Raw genomic sequence first — 16,725 nt, forward strand, 5'->3', positions numbered from 1 at the left:
GCACCGTGACGTCATCATCCCCGGAACCTGAGGGCCAGCCGATCGCCGCACCCGAGGTGGTCGCCGAGGGCCAGTCGGTGCCGGTGCCGCGCCCGGCGAAGGACCGGCTGCTGCAGGACGGCCGTGACATGTTCTGGTCGATCGCCCCGCTGGTGGTGGCCTGTATCGCGCTGGCCGGGATGCTCGGGATGTGCTCGTTCGCGCCGCAGGGGCCGGGCAAGGGTCCGGCGCCGCAGTACGACGCCCCGGCCGCCCTCAAGGCCGACGCCGCGGCGCTGCACATCCCGATCCGCGTGCCCGAGCTGCCGTCGGGGTGGCATGCCAATTCGGGGTCCCGCGGCAGCATCGAGGCGGGTCGTATCGATCCCGTCACCAAGCAGCCCACGCGGGCGTTGACGTCCAAGGTGGGTTATCTGACCGCCGCCGGCATGTTCGTGGCGCTGACCCAGAGCAATGCCGACGAGGACAAGCTGGTCGCCTCGATCCACAGCGGTATGTACCCGACCGGTGCCCAGGATCTGGGCGGCGTGCACTGGGTGGTCTACGAGGGTGCGGGCGAAGACCAGCAGGGCACCGAACCGATCTGGACCGCCAGGCTCGACGGGCCGACCGGCCCGGCGCAGGTCGCGGTCAGTGGGTCGGCGGGGCCGGTGGATTATCGGACGCTGGCGGAGGCGACGCAGCAGGCACAGCCACTGCGGTAGCCGGTTGCGATCGGCGCATTCGGGCCCACAGTGCGGCGCTCAGCCGGGAAAGGCGTCCCGGTGCCCGGGGTCCGTCGGGTTCCGGGTCGCTCAGCGGAACGCCTTTGTACACAGCGAGATACACGCTGATCGTGGTGACGACGACGATCATCAGCACCGGGCCGATCACCAGTCCCAGGAAACCGAACATCGCGATCCCGGAGAACACCGACAGCAGCATCAGTGCGGAATCCAGCCGGGCCGCGCGGGGCACCAGGATCGGCCGGAGCACATTGTCGATATTGGTGACCACCAGGATGTGGAACAGGATCACGAACAGTCCGCCGCCGACATTGCCGAACAACGCCAGGCCGATGCCGAACGGGATGCTGACGATGCCACCGCCCAGCGGGATCACCGACAGGGCACTCAGCAGGATCGCGAAGATGAAGAACCCGTCGTGGAATCCGGCGATATAGATCGAAATCGCGCCTGCCACACCCTGAGCCAGGGCGATGACGAACTGGCCGAGGACCGTCCCGCGGACCATGGCGCCCATCTTGGCCAGGTACAGGTCGGTGACCTCTTCGCCGAGCGGATTGAGCCGCCGGATCAGCAGGACCACTTCGTCACCGTTGACCAGTAGCGAGATGAACACGTAGAGGAAGATCACCGCACCGGCCAGCGCGCCGAACAGTCCGCCCGCCGCGTCCTGCAGCACGTTCAGGCCCCATGCACCGGCGCGCTGCGCGAACGTGATGATCCATTTCTGGAGTGATTCGCTCGTCAGCGTCACGTCGTGCAGGTACGGGATTCGTGCCAGCAGGTCGTTGACGGCCTGTAGCGAGCGGGTGCCCAGTGCGCCCATGTCGGTGCGGCTCACCCAGTCCGACACATTGCGGATCATGCTGCTGATCTGAACGATGCCGATGGCGACGGCCCCGCTGATCGGCACGACCACCACGACCAGCGCGGCCAGCAGCGTCAGCGTGGCCGACAGTCCGGTGCTCAGCCGCGTCGACAGCCGGCGGAACAACGGGGTGAACAGGTAGGCCACCACGCCGGCGACCATGACCAGCATGAACTGGCTCCGCAGGAAATAGGCGCCGAACCCGACCGCCATGACCGTCGCGATGGCAAGTGCCCGCTTCTGGGTGACCGTGAAATCGGTGTCCATGCGGGTGATTCTGTCCGATTTGTCGCCGATCGCTACCCCGACGCGAGCTTCAGCACGTGGCTCATGATGTCGGGGTAGCGCTTGAGGTGCGCGCCGCCGTTGAGGTCGAGCACCTCGCCCGTCATCCACGACGACTGCTCCGAGCACAGGAACAGCACGGCGTTCGCGATGTCCTCGGGGGCGCCGGCGCGGCCCAGCGCGGTGTTCTCCACGTACTCGTCGACGACGCCGGGGATCAGTGCCGCGCCCTCGGTCAGTGGGGTGGCCACAAAGCCTGGGGCGACGGCGTTGACGCGAATTCCCTTGGGGCCCAACTCCAATGCGGCCACCTCGGTCAGCATCGACAGGCCGGCTTTTGCCGCGCTGTAGGCGCTCATGCCGATGGCCGGCTGGCGGCCGTTGAGCGACGAGATGCACACCAGTGACCCGCCCTCGCGGAGCTGGCGGCCGGCGTACTTGGCGACGATGAACGAGCCCGTCAGGCAGCAGTCGACGACGGCCCGGAAATCCTCGACCGGCATGTCGACGATGAGCCCGAAGGTCGAGAATCCGGCACAGCTGACGACGGCGTCGAGCTCACCGACCTGCTCGAAGGCGGCAGCGACGGAGGCCTCGTCGGTCACCTCGACGACGACCGACGTGTGCGGCGCGCCGAGTTCGGTGGCGCGGGATTCGGCGAGTTCGGCGTTCCGGTCGGCGATGGTGACGCGGTAGCCCTGTGCGGCCAGGCCCTGGGCGGTGGCCCAGCCGATACCGGATGCCCCGCCGACGACGAGGGCGTTGCGCTGTGTGCTCACTGGTTTCTCCTGGGCCGAGGCGATCGCGTCACCCCGAGCGGAGTGAACAGATTACTCAATCTGTATACACCTGAATCCGACGTGACTCATCCCCGTGTCGACGGCTTGTGGACGACGGGCCGCCGGCCGGTAGCGCAGGCAGTAGCTGTCCGCGCAGAGGAACGACCCGCCCTTGATCACCCGCCGCGGTACCTGGAATTGCGGCTGCTCTGGGTCGTAACTGTCTGCGGCGCAACACGGCCCGCTGTCGCGGGTGGCGCCGTAGAAGTCGGTCGTCCACTCCCAGACATTGCCGGCCATGTCGAACAGGCCGTAGCCGTTCGCCGGGAAGCTGCCCACCGGCGTGGTCTGGCCGTAGCCGGTGTCCGGCAGGTAGGGGAACTCGCCGTGCCAATAGTTGGCCAGCCGCTGCCCGGGCTGCTCGGATTCCGTACCCCAGGTGTACGTGGCGCGGTCCAGTCCGCCGCGGGCGGCGACCTCCCACTGCGCCTCGGTTGGCAGGGCCAGCCCCGCCCAGTCGGCGTACGCCGCGGCGTCCTCGAACGCCACATGCACGACGGGATGGTGCTCCCGGTTCCGCAGCGACGACTTCGGGCCACGCGGGTGGTTCCAGCACGCACCCGGCGTCCACGTCCACCACTGGCTGAGGTGCCGCAGGTCGACGGGGCCGGGGGTGCGGCGGAACACCATCGAGCCCGGTTGCAGATTCTCCGCCGGGGCGCCCGGATAGTCGGCGGGGTTGAGCGGCCGTTCGGCGACGGTGACGTAGCCGGTGGCGTCGACGAAGGCGCCGAACGCTTCATTGGTCACCTGGTGCGGCTGAATCCAGAAACCGTCGACGGTGACCTCGCGGGCCGGGGCCTCCTCGGGGTAGTGCCGGTCGGAACCCAGCATGGCGGTCTGCGCCGGAATCCAGGCCAATGCGTCAGGCATCGAACACGGCGGCCCAGTCCGACTGCATGCTCGCGACGGTCCAGCTCTCGGTCTTCGCCCGCTCCAGCGCCCGTTCCGCCCCTGCGACGTAATCGAATTCGCGTTCGGCATCGTCGTGCAGCACCAGCATCCGGAAGCCGCGGGCGTATTCGAGCATCTCGATGTCGCCGTTGGAGTTGCCCGCGGCGAAGATCGGCCGGCGCCCGATCCGTCCCCAGATCCGCACCGGCTTGATGGGCCCGTCGTCGAGGTACTCCGGTTGGGCCGTCGTGAGCAGTTCGCCGTCCTGGTATTGCAGCGCAACGGAACTGCCGACCACCCGCTCGGGCGGAATGCCGTACATCGCAGCCGTCACGGGCCGCATGAAATCGCGTCCGCCGCCGGAGGCGATGTAGCAGGTGAACCCGCTCGATTCCAGGTAGCGCAGCAGCTCGATCATCGGCACGTAGCCGCATTCGGTGTACGAGCGGTCCAGCGTCGGATGACGGACCTCGGCGAAGAACGCCGCCACCCGCGCGGCATGTTCCTCGACGGTGATCCCGGAGTGCGCCGAAAGCACGGCCGCACCAAGCACTTTCAGATCGCTGTCATCGCCCTGATAGTGCTTGGTGACGGCGTTGCCGAACCACGCGAGATCTCCCGACGCGGCCGCGGCGTACGGCTGCCGGTCCATCAGCGCCGGGTCGGCCGCGACTTGCTCGGCCAGCCGGCGCACCAGGAAATCCAGCTGGATGTAGGCCGGTTTCTCGCACCACAGCGTGCCGTCGTTGTCGAACACCGCGATCCGGTCTTGCGGCGCAATGTAATCCGGGCCGGTGGTGGTGACCCGCCCGACGAAGTCGACGATCGCCGACTTCGTCGGGCCGTCATTCCATGATTCGAGCACCTAATCTGCCGCCAAGAACTGGTGGAGCTTCTCGACGATCTGATCGATGCTGAAGCTGGCCGGTGGGTGCCGCGGCGGGAACTCCTTGAACGTGTCGAGGAACGCCGCGGCCATGGCCGTCGCGTAGAACGCGAAGAAGTCGCGCCGCAGGAACCACTCGTAGTACGTGTTCGACGTGATGTCGGCGTACTCGAACGGATCGGTGCGCAGATTGAACAGCTTGGGGACGCGCAGCGGCGTGAACGGTTCGGCCCAAATCCGCAGCGTGCCCTGGCAGCGCTGCTCGGCGAAGACGATCTTCCAGTTCTCGAAGCGCATCGCCACCAGCTCGGCGTCGTCGTTGAAGTAGAAGAAGCCACGCCGCGGGCTGTGCTCTACCTCGCCCGTCAGGTACGGCAGCAGATTGAACCCGTCGATGTGCACCTTGTACTCGGTCTCGCCGTCCGCCCCGGCCTTGTGCCCCTTCTTGAGCTTCTCGACGATGTCGGTGTCACCGGCGGCGGCCAGCAGCGTCGGCAGCCAGTCGTGGTGCTGGATGATGTCGTTGGAAACCGTGCCCGCCTTGATCTTTCCGGGCCAGCGGATCAGCTCCGGCACCCGGAAGGCGCCCTCCCAGTTGGTGTTCTTCTCACTACGGAACGGGGTGGTGCCGCCGTCGGGCCATGTGTTGCGGTGCGGGCCGTTGTCGGTGGAGTAGATGACGATGGTGTCGTCGGCGATGCCCAGTTCGTCCAGGACGTCCAGCACCGTGCCGACGTTCTTGTCGTGATCGATCATCGCGTCGTGGTACTCGGACTGCCAGATGCCTGCTTGCCCGCGGCTCTCCGGCTTCACATGTGTGTAGAGGTGCATGTGGGTGAAGTTGCACCAGACGAAGAACGGGTTGCCCTCGTCGTGCTGGCGCTTGATGTAGTCGACGGTGCGGTCGGCGATGTCGTCGTCGATGGTCTCCATCCGCTTGGCGGTCAGCGGCCCGGTGTCCTCGATGGTCTGCTTGCCGACGGGACCGAACTTCGGGTCGTCCGGCTCGGACGAGACCTCGGTGGTGGCCTTGCAGTTCATCACCCCGCGCGGCAACGCCTTCTCGTACAGTCGCGGGAACTGGTCCTTGTGCGGGTAGTCGACTTGCTCGGGCTCTTCTTCGGCATTGAGGTGGTACAGGTTGCCGTAGAACTCGTCGAAGCCGTGCACCGTCGGCAGGTACTTGTTCAGGTCGCCGAAGTGGTTCTTGCCGAATTGCCCGGTGGCGTAGCCCAGCGGCTTGAGCAGTTCGGCGATGGTCGGATCCTCTGCGGCCCAACCGATGTCGACGCCCGGTATGCCGACTTTGCTCATCCCGGTGCGGTACACGCTTTGCCCGCTGATGAACGCGGCCCGACCGGCGGTGCAGCTTTGCTCGCCGTACGAGTCGGTGAAGCGCATGCCCTCGGCGGCGATGCGGTCGATGTTCGGGGTGCGGTAGCCCATCAGCCCGTCGCTGTAACAACTCAGGTTGCTGATGCCGATATCGTCGCCCCAGATCACCAGGATGTTGGGTTTGCGGTCGGGCATTGCGAAGCTCCTCGGTCGAAACGGATTTTCCTGTGCCCGTTCGACTTTACGGGTGCGTCACCGGTTGCGGCGCCTGTTCGGCAGGTGCGTGAAACCGGTACTGGTCAACGGGCGGCGGGAGGAGCACGCTTGTTTAGGGAAGGTGATCGACATGTACGACAAGGATCTGACCAACAAGTGGCACGTCGAGATCGAGTTCTACGAAGATGACGTCCACACCCACGCCAGCGCGCACGCCCGGCTCCGCGACGACACGCTCTCGACGACGGGGGATGCCTACCGCAATCCCAAAGACCCGAGTGCGCCGTTGGTCGGCGAGGAGATCGCAGCGGCCCGGGCGCTCATCGCGCTCGGCACCGACCTGCTCCTGGCAGCCTCGGCGAACATCGAGAAATCAACACAGCACCCGGTGCATCTCTACCGCTGAACGCGGCAGACACCATCGCGAGCAGTCCCCCGCAAGCGGGAGGTGCCCCCAACAAAACTGTCGTTATTTCAACGAAATTGACAGTTTTGCGTCTGCTCGCGAGGAGAGATGACGCGCTAGCTCTTACTTGGCGTCCGCCGCTTCCATCTGACGGAAGAGCTCGACGTAGTACGGCATGCATTCCTTCATGGCCTGCTCGGTGTTGAACAGTGGCTCGTAGCCCAGGTCGCGCTTGGCCTTGGCGATCGAGAAGTAGTTGTTCAGGTAGAGGCGCTCCACGGCCAGCGGCTCGATCAGCGGCTCGGGCAGGCCGAACTTGAAGTGCAGCCACTGCCAGGCCATCATCGCGCGGTGCACGAGCTTGCCGGAGACGCGGAAGTCGGGCAGCTTGCGGCCGCACGCGGCGACGACGGGGCGGGCGAACTCGAACATGTTGAGCGGTTCGCCGTCGTTGATGAAGTAGGCCTGTCCGGGTGACGTGCCGCCCGGCACCAGGTGCTCGCCCGCCAGGATGAAACCGTGGATCAGGTTGTGCACGTAGGAGTTGTCCAGCTTGATGTTCTTGTTGCCCACCAGCACCTTGACGTGGCCGGCGAGGATGTTCTCGAACACCTTCCTGAACATGGTCTGGTCGCCTCGGCCCCAGATGCCACTGGGCCGGATGGAACAGGTGAGCATGCCGTCGACATCGTTCTGCGACAGCACGAACTTCTCTGCGGCGACCTTGGTCTCGGTGTACAGGTCGTTGAAGCGCGTGGTGTACGGCATGGACTCGTCGCCGTTCTGGATGTCCTGGCCACCCATCACGACGCTGTTCGACGCGGTGTAGACGAACCGCTTGACGCCCGCGGCCCGGCCCAGCTTCACCAGGTTCTCGGTGCCGCCGACGTTCACGCCGAAGCTGCGGTTGCGGTACTCCTCGGTGACGGACGCGCCGCCCATCAGGTCGATGATCGCCGCGGTGTGGATGATCGTGTCGATATCGGCGACAGCCTTCGACACATCTTCGGGGTTGGTGATGTCGCCGACCTGTGTCTCCAGGTTCGGGTTCTCCGGCAGCGGCGACGGGACGCGGTCGAAGGACCGGACGCGGTGGCCGCGGTCGAGCAGTTCGGTCACCAGGTTGGCGCCGACGAAGCCGGACCCACCGGTTACCAGCACACGGCCGAGGTCTGTGGTCAGGGAAGCATCACGCATGGTGCAGGAGCATAACTGAAACGTGTTCCAGTTAACAGGGTGCTGCAGAAATTACCGCACTGATCAATTTTCGTCGTCGGCGCCCGTGGCGAGCGCATCCTCGACTTTCTTGCGGGCGCCGGCCAGATGCTCTTCGCACCGTTTTGCCAGTTGTTCGCCCCTTTCCCAGAGCTGGAGCGAGGTATCGAGGTCGAGCCCGCCCGCTTCCAGTTGGCGGACGACCTCGATCAGTTCGTCGCGGGCTTTTTCGTAGCCAAGCTGACTAATGTTCGTCATATATTCCTTCGCTCACGGTCGTGACGGCGCCGTCGGCCACCCGGATTCGGAGTCTGGTTCCCGCGGGGGCGTCCTGCGCCGACCGCAGGACCGTGCCCGCCGCCGACAGGTTCTGCACCACGGCGTAACCGCGGGCCAGCGTCGCGGCCGGGCCCAGGGTGGCCAGCCGGGCCGACAGGTGGCCCACGTGATTGGTTTCGGTGGCGATGAGCCGCCGGATGTCGCGGCGCGCGGCCGTCACCGCCCGGGTGATCTCCTCGCTACGGGCATCCAGTGCCTGTAGCGGCTGGGCCAGGACCGGGCGGCCGCGCAGCTGCTCGATGAAGCGCGCCTCACGGTGCACCCAGTTGCGCAGGGCCTGGGCGCTGCGCCGGCGCAGGTCGGTCACCAGTGCCTGCTCGGCGGCGGCGTCCGGGACGACGCGTTTGGCCGCGTCGGTCGGGGTGGCCGCCCGCAGGTCGGCGACCAGGTCGCACAGCGGGTTGTCCGGTTCGTGCCCGACGGCGCTGACCACCGGGGTGGTGCAGGCGGCGATCTCGCGGCACAGCGTCTCGTCGGAGAACGGCAGCAGATCCTCGACGCTACCGCCGCCGCGGGCGATCACGATGACGTCGACGGCCGGTTCGGCGTCCAGCGCGCGCAGGGCCTCGACGATCTGCGGCACCGCGTTCGTGCCCTGGACCGCGGTGTTGCGGATATCGAAGTGGACTGCGGGCCAACGGCTTTGGGCGACGGATACGACGTCGTGTTCGGCGGCCGACGCCCGGCCGGTGATCAGGCCAATGGTGTTGGGCAGGAACGGAATCGGGCGTTTGAGTCGCGGATCGAACAGGCCCTCGGCGTCCAGGAGCCGGCGCAGCCGGTCGATGCGGGCCAGCAGCTCACCGATGCCGACCGCGCGAATCTGGCTGATGCGCAACGAGAATGAGCCGTTGTGGGTGTAGAACTGCGGCTTGCCCAGCATGATCACCTGGGTGCCCTCGGACAGCGGCACCGGGGCGTCGTCGACCAGGGCGCGGGGGCAGCTGACCGACAGCGACATGTCTGCCGCCGGGTCGCGCAGCACCATCCAGGCCGTCGACTGCCGCAACTTCAGCTCGGTGAGCTGGCCCTCGATCCAGATGGTGCCGAGCCGGTCGATGTACTTGGCCACCCGGGTGGATACCGCCCGGACCGGCCATGGGTTCTCGGCCGAGTTCGGTATCTCGGCAGCTGTCACCGCATCACTTCGCGGTCGCGCGGGTGATCCTGTTGGCCAGCAGCGTCTGGAACGGCGCGCGGGACTTCGTGTTGTTCTCGTAGGCGAGCAGCGCCTCGAGGTCGTCGACCTTGAGCTGGGGCAGCCGGGCCCGCAGCTGGGCCAGGGTCAGGGCCGCGTAGTCGAGGTCGGTCACGATTGCCGGCTCGATCGCAGTCGTCGCGCTGGCACCGTTGGTGGCCGAGCCGTTGGTGGTCGCCTTCGGCGTGTCCGTGTACAGCGCGAAGCGGCCCTCGGTGAGGCGGGCGCCGTCCCGCTGTTCGGTGCTGGCAGCCACATCCGCCGGTGCCGCGTCCAGCAGATCCTCGTCGAACGTGGCCCATTCCGGCTGCTCGTCCTTCGGCGGGAACCACTGCTCGAGGGTCTCGTCCCCCTTGTTGACGAGTTCGGCCAGGTCCTGCTGCATCTTCATGACCAGCTGGGCGAGCTGACTGGCCAGCGTCATCGGGTAGGTGAGGATCGTTTGGGGGAGCCGGATGGTCTCCTCGAGCGCGGTCGCAGCCGCGCCGACCAGCAGCCGGACTCCGTAGGGCGCAGTAGACATGCTTGCCAGAGTACGGCTGGCTCTGGCTGGACGTTGGTCAGTACCCTTGAGCCATGCCACCGACGATCAATATGGGCATTCCCGGCGCCACCGTTTCGGTTGCCGGGGCTGCGATGAGCAAAACCGGTAAGCGGGTGCTCCTCGCCGAGCCCCGAGGGTACTGCGCGGGCGTGGACCGCGCGGTCGAGACCGTCGAGCGGGCGCTGGAGAAGCACGGTGCTCCGGTGTACGTGCGGCACGAGATCGTGCACAACCGCTATGTGGTGGACACCCTGGCCAAGGCCGGGGCGGTGTTCGTCGAGCAGACCGAAGAGGTGCCCGAGGGCGCCATCGTGGTGTTCTCCGCTCACGGCGTCGCGCCGACGGTGCACGAGGAAGCCGCCGCGCGCAATCTGCGGACCATCGACGCCACCTGCCCGCTGGTCACCAAGGTGCACAACGAGGCCAAGCGCTTCGCCCGCGACGACTACGACATCCTGCTGGTCGGTCATGAGGGCCACGAAGAGGTCGTCGGCACCGCAGGTGAGGCGCCTGAGCACGTGCAGGTCGTCGACAACCCCGAGGCCGTCGACAAGGTGACCGTGCGCGATCCGAACAAGGTCATCTGGCTGTCCCAGACCACCCTGTCGGTCGACGAGACCATGGAGACCGTGCGGCGGCTGCGGGAGAAGTTCCCGACGCTGCAGGACCCGCCCAGCGACGACATCTGCTACGCCACCCAGAACCGCCAAGTTGCGGTCAAGGCGATGGCCCCGGAGTGCGAGCTGGTGATCGTGGTCGGCTCGCGCAACTCGTCGAATTCGGTGCGCCTGGTCGAGGTGGCGCTGGGCGCCGGCTCGAACGCGGCCAAGCTCGTCGACTACGCCGAGGACATCGACCCGGGCTGGCTGGAAAACGTCACGACGGTCGGCGTCACGTCCGGCGCCTCGGTGCCCGAGATTCTGGTGCGCGGCGTCCTGGAGCGACTCGCCGAATTCGGCTACGACACCGTGCAGCCCGTCACCACCGCGAACGAGACGCTGGTGTTCGCGCTGCCGCGCGAGATTCGTCCGGCCCGGCACTAGGCCCAGCCCGGCACTGGTCCGGGCGGGCGCTGACCCGGGCGGCTACGCCGTCAGGCGTCGGCGTCCCAGGTGCGGCGAGGCCGGCGCTCTGCGAGGGGCTCCGCCGCCGCATCGTCGTCCGCACCGCGGTACCGCACGCGCGAGACCGGGTGGTGGGCGCTGCTGGGCGGCGCGCTCCGCGCCGGGCGAGCAGGGGACTGGTAGCGGTCGCCGGGCTCGTACGGGTCGTCGGCGTAGCGACGACGGCGCGGCTCGGACGCGGACGGCCGTTGCGTCGGGCGCTCGTAGCGATCCCGTTCCCGCGGCTCCCGGTAGTCATAGCGGTCCTGCGGCGGGGTACGACGCGGCTCGCGCGATTCGGCGGCCGGACGCGGGCGACGCCGCGGCTCGTCGGGAACGGCATACGAATCGGTGGCAGCCGGGCGGGGACGGGCCGCCCGCTGTGGCCGCCGCAGCTGTCCGGGTACGGGATCGATCAGTTCGGTGTCGCTGGCGTGCGCACGTGCCCGGGCCGGACGCGGCGCGCGCTGCGGATCGGCCGTGCCGCGGCGGGACGACTCTGCCGCCGTACGACGCGACGGGGTGGCGCGCGTCCGGGCACTGCGGGGCGTCTGGCCGGTGGTCAGCTTGGTGAGCTTGGCCGACAGCGTCGCGGCCAGACCGGCGGGTGCGACGGCGTCTTCGTCCTCGGCCTGGCGCCGGGTGCGGCGTGGCTTGGCCTCGGCGACTGCCTCGTCGTCGTCTTCCTCGTAGCTCAGGAACTGCGGCAGGACGAACCAGCGGACCAGACCGAGCACCAGCACGGTCGCCGCGGTGAAGAACATCGTCGGAAAGCGCTCGATCAGCGGATACCCGCAATTGATCAGCAGCTCTTTGATGCCGGCGATCTTGTCGCTGTGGAACATGAAGTACGCGCCCGGCACGGCCACGAAAAGAATCAGCGGTGGCTGGATGACCGCGGTGAAAATCCCGGACCGCCGCACGCCGAGCACGGCGAGTACACAGCCGGCTACGTAGCAGAACGTGAAGAAAGCGCTGAGTTCTTTGTCACCGGTGCCGGCGTCGTAGGCGAACCCGATCGCAGTGGCTGTGACCGCCAGCACAAGGCCTCCCCACCAGGGGATTCCCGGGATGCTGGGCAGCGCCGAGCGGCGATCGAGGGCTGCTTCGGCCCCATGATGCTCTGCTGACACTCCTAGACCGTACCGGCAATCTGGGCCTTAGTGCCTACAGGCGGGCGTTGGGACGGTGTGGCGTCTCCTAAACTAGTGAACTCGTGGGTCTGAACCTGGGAATCGTCGGTCTGCCGAACGTCGGAAAGTCGACGCTGTTCAACGCGTTGACACGTAATGACGTGCTCGCGGCTAATTATCCGTTTGCAACGATCGAACCCAACGAGGGCGTGGTGCCGCTGCCCGACCCGCGGCTCGACAAGCTCGCCGAAATCTTCGGCTCCGAGAAGACAGTCCCGGCGCCCGTGACGTTCGTGGACATCGCCGGCATCGTCAAGGGCGCCTCCGAGGGGGCAGGCCTGGGCAACAAGTTCCTGGCCAACATCCGCGAGGCCGACGCCATCTGTCAGGTGGTGCGCGCCTTCGCCGACGACGACGTCGTGCACGTCGACGGCCGCGTCGACCCCAAGTCCGACATCGAGGTCATCGAGACCGAGCTGATCCTCGCCGACATGCAGACGCTGGAAAAGGCGCTGCCGCGGCTGGAGAAGGAAGCCCGCACCAACAAGGACCGCAAGCCGGTCCTCGAAGCCGTGGGGGCTGCCCAGGCCGTGTTCGATGAGGGCAAGACGCTGTTCTCCACCGGCAAGGACTGGTCCGTCCTGCGCGAGCTGAACCTGATGACCGTCAAGCCGTTCCTGTACGTCTTCAACGCTGACGAGTCGGTGCTGACCGACGAGGCCCGCAAGGCCGAGCTGACTGCCATGGTCGCCCCGGCCGAGGCCGTGTTCCTGGACGCCAAGATCGAGGCCGAGCTGCTGGAGCTCGACGACGAGTCCGCCGCCGAGCTGCTGGAGTCCATCGGCCAGACCGAGCGCGGCCTGGATGCGTTGGCGCGCGCCGGTTTTCGGACGCTGAAGCTGCAGACCTACCTGACCGCCGGGCCCAAGGAATCGCGGGCCTGGACCATCCATCAGGGCGACACCGCGCCGCGCGCAGCCGGCGTCATCCACACCGACTTCGAGAAGGGCTTCATCAAGGCCGAGATCGTGGCCTTCAACGACCTCGTCGAAGCCGGGTCCATGGCCGCTGCGAAAGCCGCCGGCAAGGTCCGGATGGAAGGCAAGGACTACGTCATGGTCGACGGTGACGTCGTGGAGTTCCGCTTCAACGTCTAGGCCCCGGCAGTGCGCCGAGAGTGGAGAAGATTGCGAGATTTTCGCGAAATCTCGCAATCTTCCGCACATTCGATGACATAGATTGACGGCTGTGAGTGGCGATTGGCGCAGCGATCGAGTCGACGAGCTGCGGTCATTGATCAAGCAGGCCGAACCTGACGTCGTCGAAGAGTCTAAATGGCGCAAGCCGTCCAATCCTGATGGTGTGCCGACGTTTTCACTGGACGGCTTGATCTGCACGGTGGAGACGTACAAGGACAAGGTCAAGGCGACGTTCGCCAAAGGCGCGTCCCTGAAGGACCCGAGTCAGTTGTTCAACGCGAGTCTCGACGCGGGAGTCCGGCGCGCCATTGATCTGCACGAAGGCGACGGACTGGACGCGGACGCGTTCAAAGCCTTGATCCACGAGGCAGTGAGAGCCAACCGCAGCTAGCGCGCCGGGCGATCGGTCCCAGGGAGGCGATGGCTCAGTTGATGATCTCGCCGCGGCTGTCGGCGTGAACTGCCGCCAATCGGTCGCGCCACATCTGGAGCGCTTCGGGCGTCAGCCTCGTCCAGTCCGTGACTTCGCCGACGATCCGGAGCGGCGCCGTGCTGCGGTATGACCGGGTGGGATTGCCCGGGAACTTCTTGTCGGTGACGTTGGGATCGTTCTCGAATTCGCCGGTCGGTTCCACGGCATAAACCCGCGGCTCGCCATCGCCGGCAGCGAGCTCAGCAGCGAGGCCTGCGCCGTCGCGCAGCGCGGTGAAGTAGATGTGGTTCATCACAATCTCGGGCCGGTAGTTGGATCGGAAACCAGCCGTAAGAAGTTCTCCCACTTGCAGATCGGCTTTTGTACCGTGAAAGAAGGGCCCGTCGTCCAGAGGCTCTGCCATCTCGACAGGCTACAAACTGGGCCGCCGTCGCGCTTGTTCGCGTGCCGGGACGCGGGGGTCCGGCTACACCGTGTAGTCGGCTCCGCCCCGCAACAATTGCGCCGCCTCCTCGACGATGCGCTCGATGATCGCGCCGGCGGGTTCGATCGAGTGGATGAGCCCGGCGGCCTCGCCGAACACGACCCCGGCGTTGTCGGGATCGCCGTCGGCGAAGGCGGCGCTGTAGCGCGGGCCCTCGACGTCGGCGTTGGCTGCCAATGCCTTTTCGTCGCCGTGCCAGCGGTTGGTAAAAGCGTTGCGGCGCATGCGCATTGTGAATTCGGCCGGCCACTCGAGTCCGCGGGCGATGTCGCCCGTCGTCGTGCGAATTGTGCTGTCCCCGTTGGATTCGACGATCGCTTGGTGGTGACGCGGATGCACCAGCGCCTCATCGGAAGCCCACAGGCGAGTGCCGACCAACACCCCGTCGGCACCCAAGAGCAGCGACGCGGCCAGCGCCCGCCCGTCAGCGATGCCGCCGGCTGCGAGGAGCAAGGTTTCGGGGGAGCGTTGGGCCAGGAAATCGGCGACCTCAGGAACGAAGCTCAACGTCCCGCGTAAGGAACCGTGGCCACCCGCTTCAGTGCCCTGTGCGACCACGACATCGGCACCGACCTCGATAGCGCGGGCGACGTGGCCGAGGTCCTGGCATTGGCAAATGAGCACGGCGCCAGCATCTTTGACTTGATCAGCGAAGACCGCGGGATCGCCGAATGACAACATGACCACGGCGGGACGGAACTCGAGTGCTTCGGCCACCACGCTGGGTGAGCGCTGCGCCGACCACGTGATGAAGCCGACGCCGACCCGCTCGGCTTCGGCCGCCGCGAATTGCGCACGGACCCAGTCGGCGTTGCCGTAGCCACCGCCGATGAGCCCGAGCCCGCCGGCCCGGCTGACCGCAGCGGCCAGTGCACCGCCGGCGGCCAATGCCATTGGCGCGGAAACAATCGGGTGCGCAATGCCGAGACGATCGGTCAGGCGGGTAGCGATCATCGTCTGATTATGGGCGCCATCGGGGCCGTCGAGCGTGGGGGCCGACGCGGAAAAACGCCGGAGAATCCCTCGTATACCCCCACGCTCGGTGTAGTCACGCGGACGGTGGTGACCGACCTGACATTGCCACCCGCCCACCCCTGTGAGAACTTGGTAACAGAGCCTTAACGATGGCTTCCGGACGATGGGTGCCGTACCCGGTGTGCGACAAGACGGCCCGGGAGAAACATCATGTCGTGGGTAATTCTCGTCATCTCCGGTGTCCTCGAAGCGGTGTGGGCGACAGCGATGGGCAAGTCCGAAGGATTCAGCAGGCTGTCGCCGAGCATCGTGTTCGCGGTCTCGCTCATCGCCAGCATGGCCGGCCTGGCCTACGCGATGCGCGACCTTCCGGTCGGCACCGCCTACGCCGTCTGGGTGGGCATCGGCGCAGTCCTTACCGTCGTCTACGCGATGGCTACCGGGGATGAGACCACCTCGCTCCTCAAGGTGGTCTTCTTGGCCGTGATCATCGGCGGCGTCGTCGGACTCAAGCTCGTCCACTAGGGCCGATTCCATGCCGGGCGGAGTAGGTTGCCCGGCATGGGGGCTCTGAACTTCACCGCGACGGTGTCACTCGACGGCTACGTCGCCGACGCCGACGGCGACTTCGATTGGTCCGGCCCGGGCGACGAGGTGTTCGCCGTGCACACCGCACGCATCGCAGGTGTTTCCACCGAGGTGCTGGGCCGGAAAACCTTTGCGCTGATGCAGTATTGGGAGAATTTCCCGGGGGATGACGATGCCACCGAGGAGGAATTGGAATTCGCCCGGCTGTGGTGCGACATCGAGAAGATCGCCGTGTCGTCGACGCTGACGCGCGAAGACCTCGGGACGAGTCGAGCCCGGCTCGTTCCCGCACTGACCTTGGCAGAATTGCGCAAGATCGTGGACGACGCGCTAGGCGCGGTGGAGATCTTCGGGCCCACCACGGCGGCTGAGGCGATCCGTGCCGGCATGGTCGACGACTTCCATTTCTTCGTCGTCCCCAAGGTCGTGGGCGGAGGACTGCGTGCCCTGCCTGACGATGTGCGGCTCGACCTGAACCTCGTCGAGCATCGGGTTTTCGACGACGGCGTCGCCTACCTGCATTACAGGCCTCGCTGAAAGTGGTTCGAGCGTGGGGGTTTACGCGGAAAGACGCAGCGAATTCCTCATAAAGCCGCACGCTCGACGTAGTCAGAGCGGCCGTAGCGACTTGATGGTCTTCATCGGGAACCGCGACGAGACGCGGTGGATGCCGGGGATCGCCAGCACCTTGCTCGTCAGGAACTGCTCGTAGGCGGGCAGGTCCGCGACGGCGACGCGGACGAGGTAGTCCGGCGACCCGAACAGCCGATGCAGTTCGAGCACTTGGGGATACGCGGCCATCTTGGCCTCGAAGGTCTCGATGCTCTTCATGTCGAAGTCGGTGATCTCGACGTCGAGGAGCACCTCGAAGCTCTGGTTGGCGGCCGCGGGTGAGATCTGCGCCTGGTAGCCGACGATGACGCCATCGGCCTCGAGCCGCTGAACCCGCCGCAGGCACGGCCCCGGCGTGAGCCCGACCCGTTCGGCCAGGGCGACGTTCGCGATGCGACCGTCCTCGCGCAGGACGTCGATTATTGCTATGTCGAGGCTGTCCATGACC

20 protein-coding genes and 1 riboswitch are annotated in these 16,725 nt (G+C 66.7%); of the genes, 7 read left to right on the forward strand and 13 right to left on the reverse strand.

The window, feature by feature from the left end; all coding sequences use genetic code 11:
• Nucleotides 1–41 precede the first annotated feature (41 nt).
• The gene (locus tag AC1U2B_RS09850; RefSeq protein ID WP_043984820.1) at nucleotides 42–704 is read left to right on the forward strand and encodes a DUF4245 domain-containing protein; all 663 of its coding nucleotides are present in this window, start codon (nucleotides 42–44) and stop codon (nucleotides 702–704) included.
• Here AC1U2B_RS09850 and AC1U2B_RS09855 read toward each other — a convergent pair.
• Genes AC1U2B_RS09855 through AC1U2B_RS09875 form a run of 5 tightly spaced genes read right to left on the reverse strand, consistent with a single transcriptional unit; the run spans nucleotide 631 to nucleotide 6,027 of the window.
• Nucleotides 631–1,860 (reverse strand): AI-2E family transporter, encoded by a 1,230-nt coding sequence (locus tag AC1U2B_RS09855; RefSeq protein ID WP_480216667.1) that lies wholly within the window; start codon nucleotides 1,858–1,860, stop codon nucleotides 631–633. The genes AC1U2B_RS09850 and AC1U2B_RS09855 overlap by 74 nt on opposite strands.
• A 32-nt stretch (nucleotides 1,861–1,892) precedes the next feature.
• Nucleotides 1,893–2,657 (reverse strand): SDR family NAD(P)-dependent oxidoreductase, encoded by a 765-nt coding sequence (locus tag AC1U2B_RS09860; protein ID WP_480216668.1) that lies wholly within the window; start codon nucleotides 2,655–2,657, stop codon nucleotides 1,893–1,895.
• Between the two features lie 51 nt (nucleotides 2,658–2,708).
• Entirely contained in the window at nucleotides 2,709–3,590 is an 882-nt protein-coding gene (locus tag AC1U2B_RS09865) for a formylglycine-generating enzyme family protein (RefSeq protein WP_480216669.1), read from the reverse strand.
• Nucleotides 3,583–4,476 carry an HAD family hydrolase gene (locus tag AC1U2B_RS09870; protein WP_480216670.1) on the reverse strand — a complete coding sequence of 298 codons (894 nt, stop codon included), beginning with the start codon at nucleotides 4,474–4,476 and terminating at the stop codon, nucleotides 3,583–3,585. Before AC1U2B_RS09870 ends, AC1U2B_RS09865 begins: the two co-directional genes overlap by 8 nt.
• The gene (locus AC1U2B_RS09875; RefSeq protein ID WP_480216671.1) at nucleotides 4,477–6,027 is read right to left on the reverse strand and encodes an arylsulfatase; all 1,551 of its coding nucleotides are present in this window, start codon (nucleotides 6,025–6,027) and stop codon (nucleotides 4,477–4,479) included.
• A gap of 151 nt (nucleotides 6,028–6,178) precedes the next feature.
• Here AC1U2B_RS09875 and AC1U2B_RS09880 point away from each other — a divergent pair, with 151 nt between their 5' ends.
• Complete coding sequence (locus tag AC1U2B_RS09880; RefSeq protein WP_043396041.1) at nucleotides 6,179–6,454, forward strand: dsRBD fold-containing protein; 276 nt, start codon at nucleotides 6,179–6,181, stop codon at nucleotides 6,452–6,454.
• Nucleotides 6,455–6,577: 123 nt separating this feature from the next.
• On the opposite strand, the gene AC1U2B_RS09885 is transcribed toward AC1U2B_RS09880, so the two are convergent.
• The 4 genes from AC1U2B_RS09885 to AC1U2B_RS09900 form a co-directional block, all read right to left on the reverse strand.
• The gene (locus AC1U2B_RS09885) at nucleotides 6,578–7,651 is read right to left on the reverse strand and encodes a 3-beta-hydroxysteroid dehydrogenase (RefSeq protein ID WP_480216672.1); all 1,074 of its coding nucleotides are present in this window, start codon (nucleotides 7,649–7,651) and stop codon (nucleotides 6,578–6,580) included.
• Nucleotides 7,652–7,714: 63 nt separating this feature from the next.
• Entirely contained in the window at nucleotides 7,715–7,927 is a 213-nt protein-coding gene (locus tag AC1U2B_RS09890; RefSeq protein WP_043395723.1) for an exodeoxyribonuclease VII small subunit, read from the reverse strand.
• Entirely contained in the window at nucleotides 7,914–9,146 is a 1,233-nt protein-coding gene (gene xseA / locus AC1U2B_RS09895; RefSeq protein WP_480216673.1) for an exodeoxyribonuclease VII large subunit, read from the reverse strand. The genes AC1U2B_RS09890 and xseA overlap by 14 nt, the downstream gene beginning before the upstream one ends.
• A gap of 4 nt (nucleotides 9,147–9,150) precedes the next feature.
• A complete protein-coding gene (locus AC1U2B_RS09900; protein WP_480216674.1) occupies nucleotides 9,151–9,729 on the reverse strand; it encodes a lipid droplet-associated protein in 579 nt (192 codons plus the stop codon).
• A gap of 53 nt (nucleotides 9,730–9,782) precedes the next feature.
• On the opposite strand from AC1U2B_RS09900, the gene AC1U2B_RS09905 reads away from it, so the two are divergent.
• Nucleotides 9,783–10,793 (forward strand): 4-hydroxy-3-methylbut-2-enyl diphosphate reductase, encoded by a 1,011-nt coding sequence (locus AC1U2B_RS09905; protein ID WP_260943187.1) that lies wholly within the window; start codon nucleotides 9,783–9,785, stop codon nucleotides 10,791–10,793.
• A 50-nt stretch (nucleotides 10,794–10,843) separates the two neighbouring features.
• Here AC1U2B_RS09905 and AC1U2B_RS09910 read toward each other — a convergent pair whose 3' ends face one another.
• A complete protein-coding gene (locus AC1U2B_RS09910; RefSeq protein ID WP_480216675.1) occupies nucleotides 10,844–11,986 on the reverse strand; it encodes a DUF6542 domain-containing protein in 1,143 nt (380 codons plus the stop codon).
• 83 nt (nucleotides 11,987–12,069) lie between these two features.
• Here AC1U2B_RS09910 and ychF point away from each other — a divergent pair, with 83 nt between their 5' ends.
• Complete coding sequence (gene ychF, locus AC1U2B_RS09915) at nucleotides 12,070–13,143, forward strand: redox-regulated ATPase YchF (RefSeq protein ID WP_480216676.1); 1,074 nt, start codon at nucleotides 12,070–12,072, stop codon at nucleotides 13,141–13,143.
• Nucleotides 13,144–13,234: 91 nt separating this feature from the next.
• Complete coding sequence (locus AC1U2B_RS09920; protein WP_480216677.1) at nucleotides 13,235–13,576, forward strand: DUF1801 domain-containing protein; 342 nt, start codon at nucleotides 13,235–13,237, stop codon at nucleotides 13,574–13,576.
• 34 nt (nucleotides 13,577–13,610) lie between these two features.
• Here AC1U2B_RS09920 and arr read toward each other — a convergent pair whose 3' ends face one another.
• Entirely contained in the window at nucleotides 13,611–14,021 is a 411-nt protein-coding gene (gene arr, locus AC1U2B_RS09925) for an NAD(+)--rifampin ADP-ribosyltransferase (RefSeq protein WP_480216678.1), read from the reverse strand.
• 63 nt (nucleotides 14,022–14,084) lie between these two features.
• Nucleotides 14,085–15,056: an NAD(P)H-dependent flavin oxidoreductase gene (locus AC1U2B_RS09930; RefSeq protein ID WP_480216679.1), complete on the reverse strand. Its 972-nt coding sequence runs from the start codon at nucleotides 15,054–15,056 to the stop codon at nucleotides 14,085–14,087.
• Between the two features lie 156 nt (nucleotides 15,057–15,212).
• Nucleotides 15,213–15,278, forward strand: a riboswitch (guanidine-III (ykkC-III) riboswitch).
• A gap of 9 nt (nucleotides 15,279–15,287) precedes the next feature.
• Between AC1U2B_RS09930 and AC1U2B_RS09935 the strand changes: the two genes are divergently transcribed.
• A complete protein-coding gene (locus AC1U2B_RS09935) occupies nucleotides 15,288–15,602 on the forward strand; it encodes a DMT family transporter (protein WP_480216680.1) in 315 nt (104 codons plus the stop codon).
• Nucleotides 15,603–15,638: 36 nt separating this feature from the next.
• Nucleotides 15,639–16,202 (forward strand): dihydrofolate reductase family protein, encoded by a 564-nt coding sequence (locus tag AC1U2B_RS09940; RefSeq protein WP_480216681.1) that lies wholly within the window; start codon nucleotides 15,639–15,641, stop codon nucleotides 16,200–16,202.
• 72 nt (nucleotides 16,203–16,274) lie between these two features.
• Here the strand turns inward: AC1U2B_RS09940 and AC1U2B_RS09945 are convergent, their stop codons facing one another.
• A complete protein-coding gene (locus AC1U2B_RS09945; protein WP_480216682.1) occupies nucleotides 16,275–16,721 on the reverse strand; it encodes an Lrp/AsnC family transcriptional regulator in 447 nt (148 codons plus the stop codon).
• Between the last annotated feature and the right edge of the window lie 4 nt (nucleotides 16,722–16,725).

It is taken from the genome of Mycolicibacterium sp. P4_G11, assembly GCF_056555145.1.

Bases quoted from the DNA above. Each gene is read 5' to 3' on its own strand.
- arr (WP_480216678.1), bottom strand. From the start codon at position 14,021: ATGGCAGAGCCTCTGGACGACGGGCCCTTCTTTCACGGTACAAAAGCC.
- AC1U2B_RS09900 (WP_480216674.1), bottom strand. From the start codon at position 9,729: ATGTCTACTGCGCCCTACGGAGTCCGGCTGCTGGTCGGCGCGGCTGCG.
- AC1U2B_RS09890 (WP_043395723.1), bottom strand. From the start codon at position 7,927: ATGACGAACATTAGTCAGCTTGGCTACGAAAAAGCCCGCGACGAACTG.
- AC1U2B_RS09885 (WP_480216672.1), bottom strand. From the start codon at position 7,651: ATGCGTGATGCTTCCCTGACCACAGACCTCGGCCGTGTGCTGGTAACC.
- AC1U2B_RS09905 (WP_260943187.1), top strand. From the start codon at position 9,783: ATGCCACCGACGATCAATATGGGCATTCCCGGCGCCACCGTTTCGGTT.
- AC1U2B_RS09930 (WP_480216679.1), bottom strand. From the start codon at position 15,056: ATGATCGCTACCCGCCTGACCGATCGTCTCGGCATTGCGCACCCGATT.
- AC1U2B_RS09865 (WP_480216669.1), bottom strand. From the start codon at position 3,590: ATGCCTGACGCATTGGCCTGGATTCCGGCGCAGACCGCCATGCTGGGT.
- AC1U2B_RS09935 (WP_480216680.1), top strand. From the start codon at position 15,288: ATGTCGTGGGTAATTCTCGTCATCTCCGGTGTCCTCGAAGCGGTGTGG.
- AC1U2B_RS09875 (WP_480216671.1), bottom strand. From the start codon at position 6,027: ATGCCCGACCGCAAACCCAACATCCTGGTGATCTGGGGCGACGATATC.
- AC1U2B_RS09940 (WP_480216681.1), top strand. From the start codon at position 15,639: ATGGGGGCTCTGAACTTCACCGCGACGGTGTCACTCGACGGCTACGTC.
- AC1U2B_RS09855 (WP_480216667.1), bottom strand. From the start codon at position 1,860: ATGGACACCGATTTCACGGTCACCCAGAAGCGGGCACTTGCCATCGCG.
- AC1U2B_RS09880 (WP_043396041.1), top strand. From the start codon at position 6,179: ATGTACGACAAGGATCTGACCAACAAGTGGCACGTCGAGATCGAGTTC.
- AC1U2B_RS09945 (WP_480216682.1), bottom strand. From the start codon at position 16,721: ATGGACAGCCTCGACATAGCAATAATCGACGTCCTGCGCGAGGACGGT.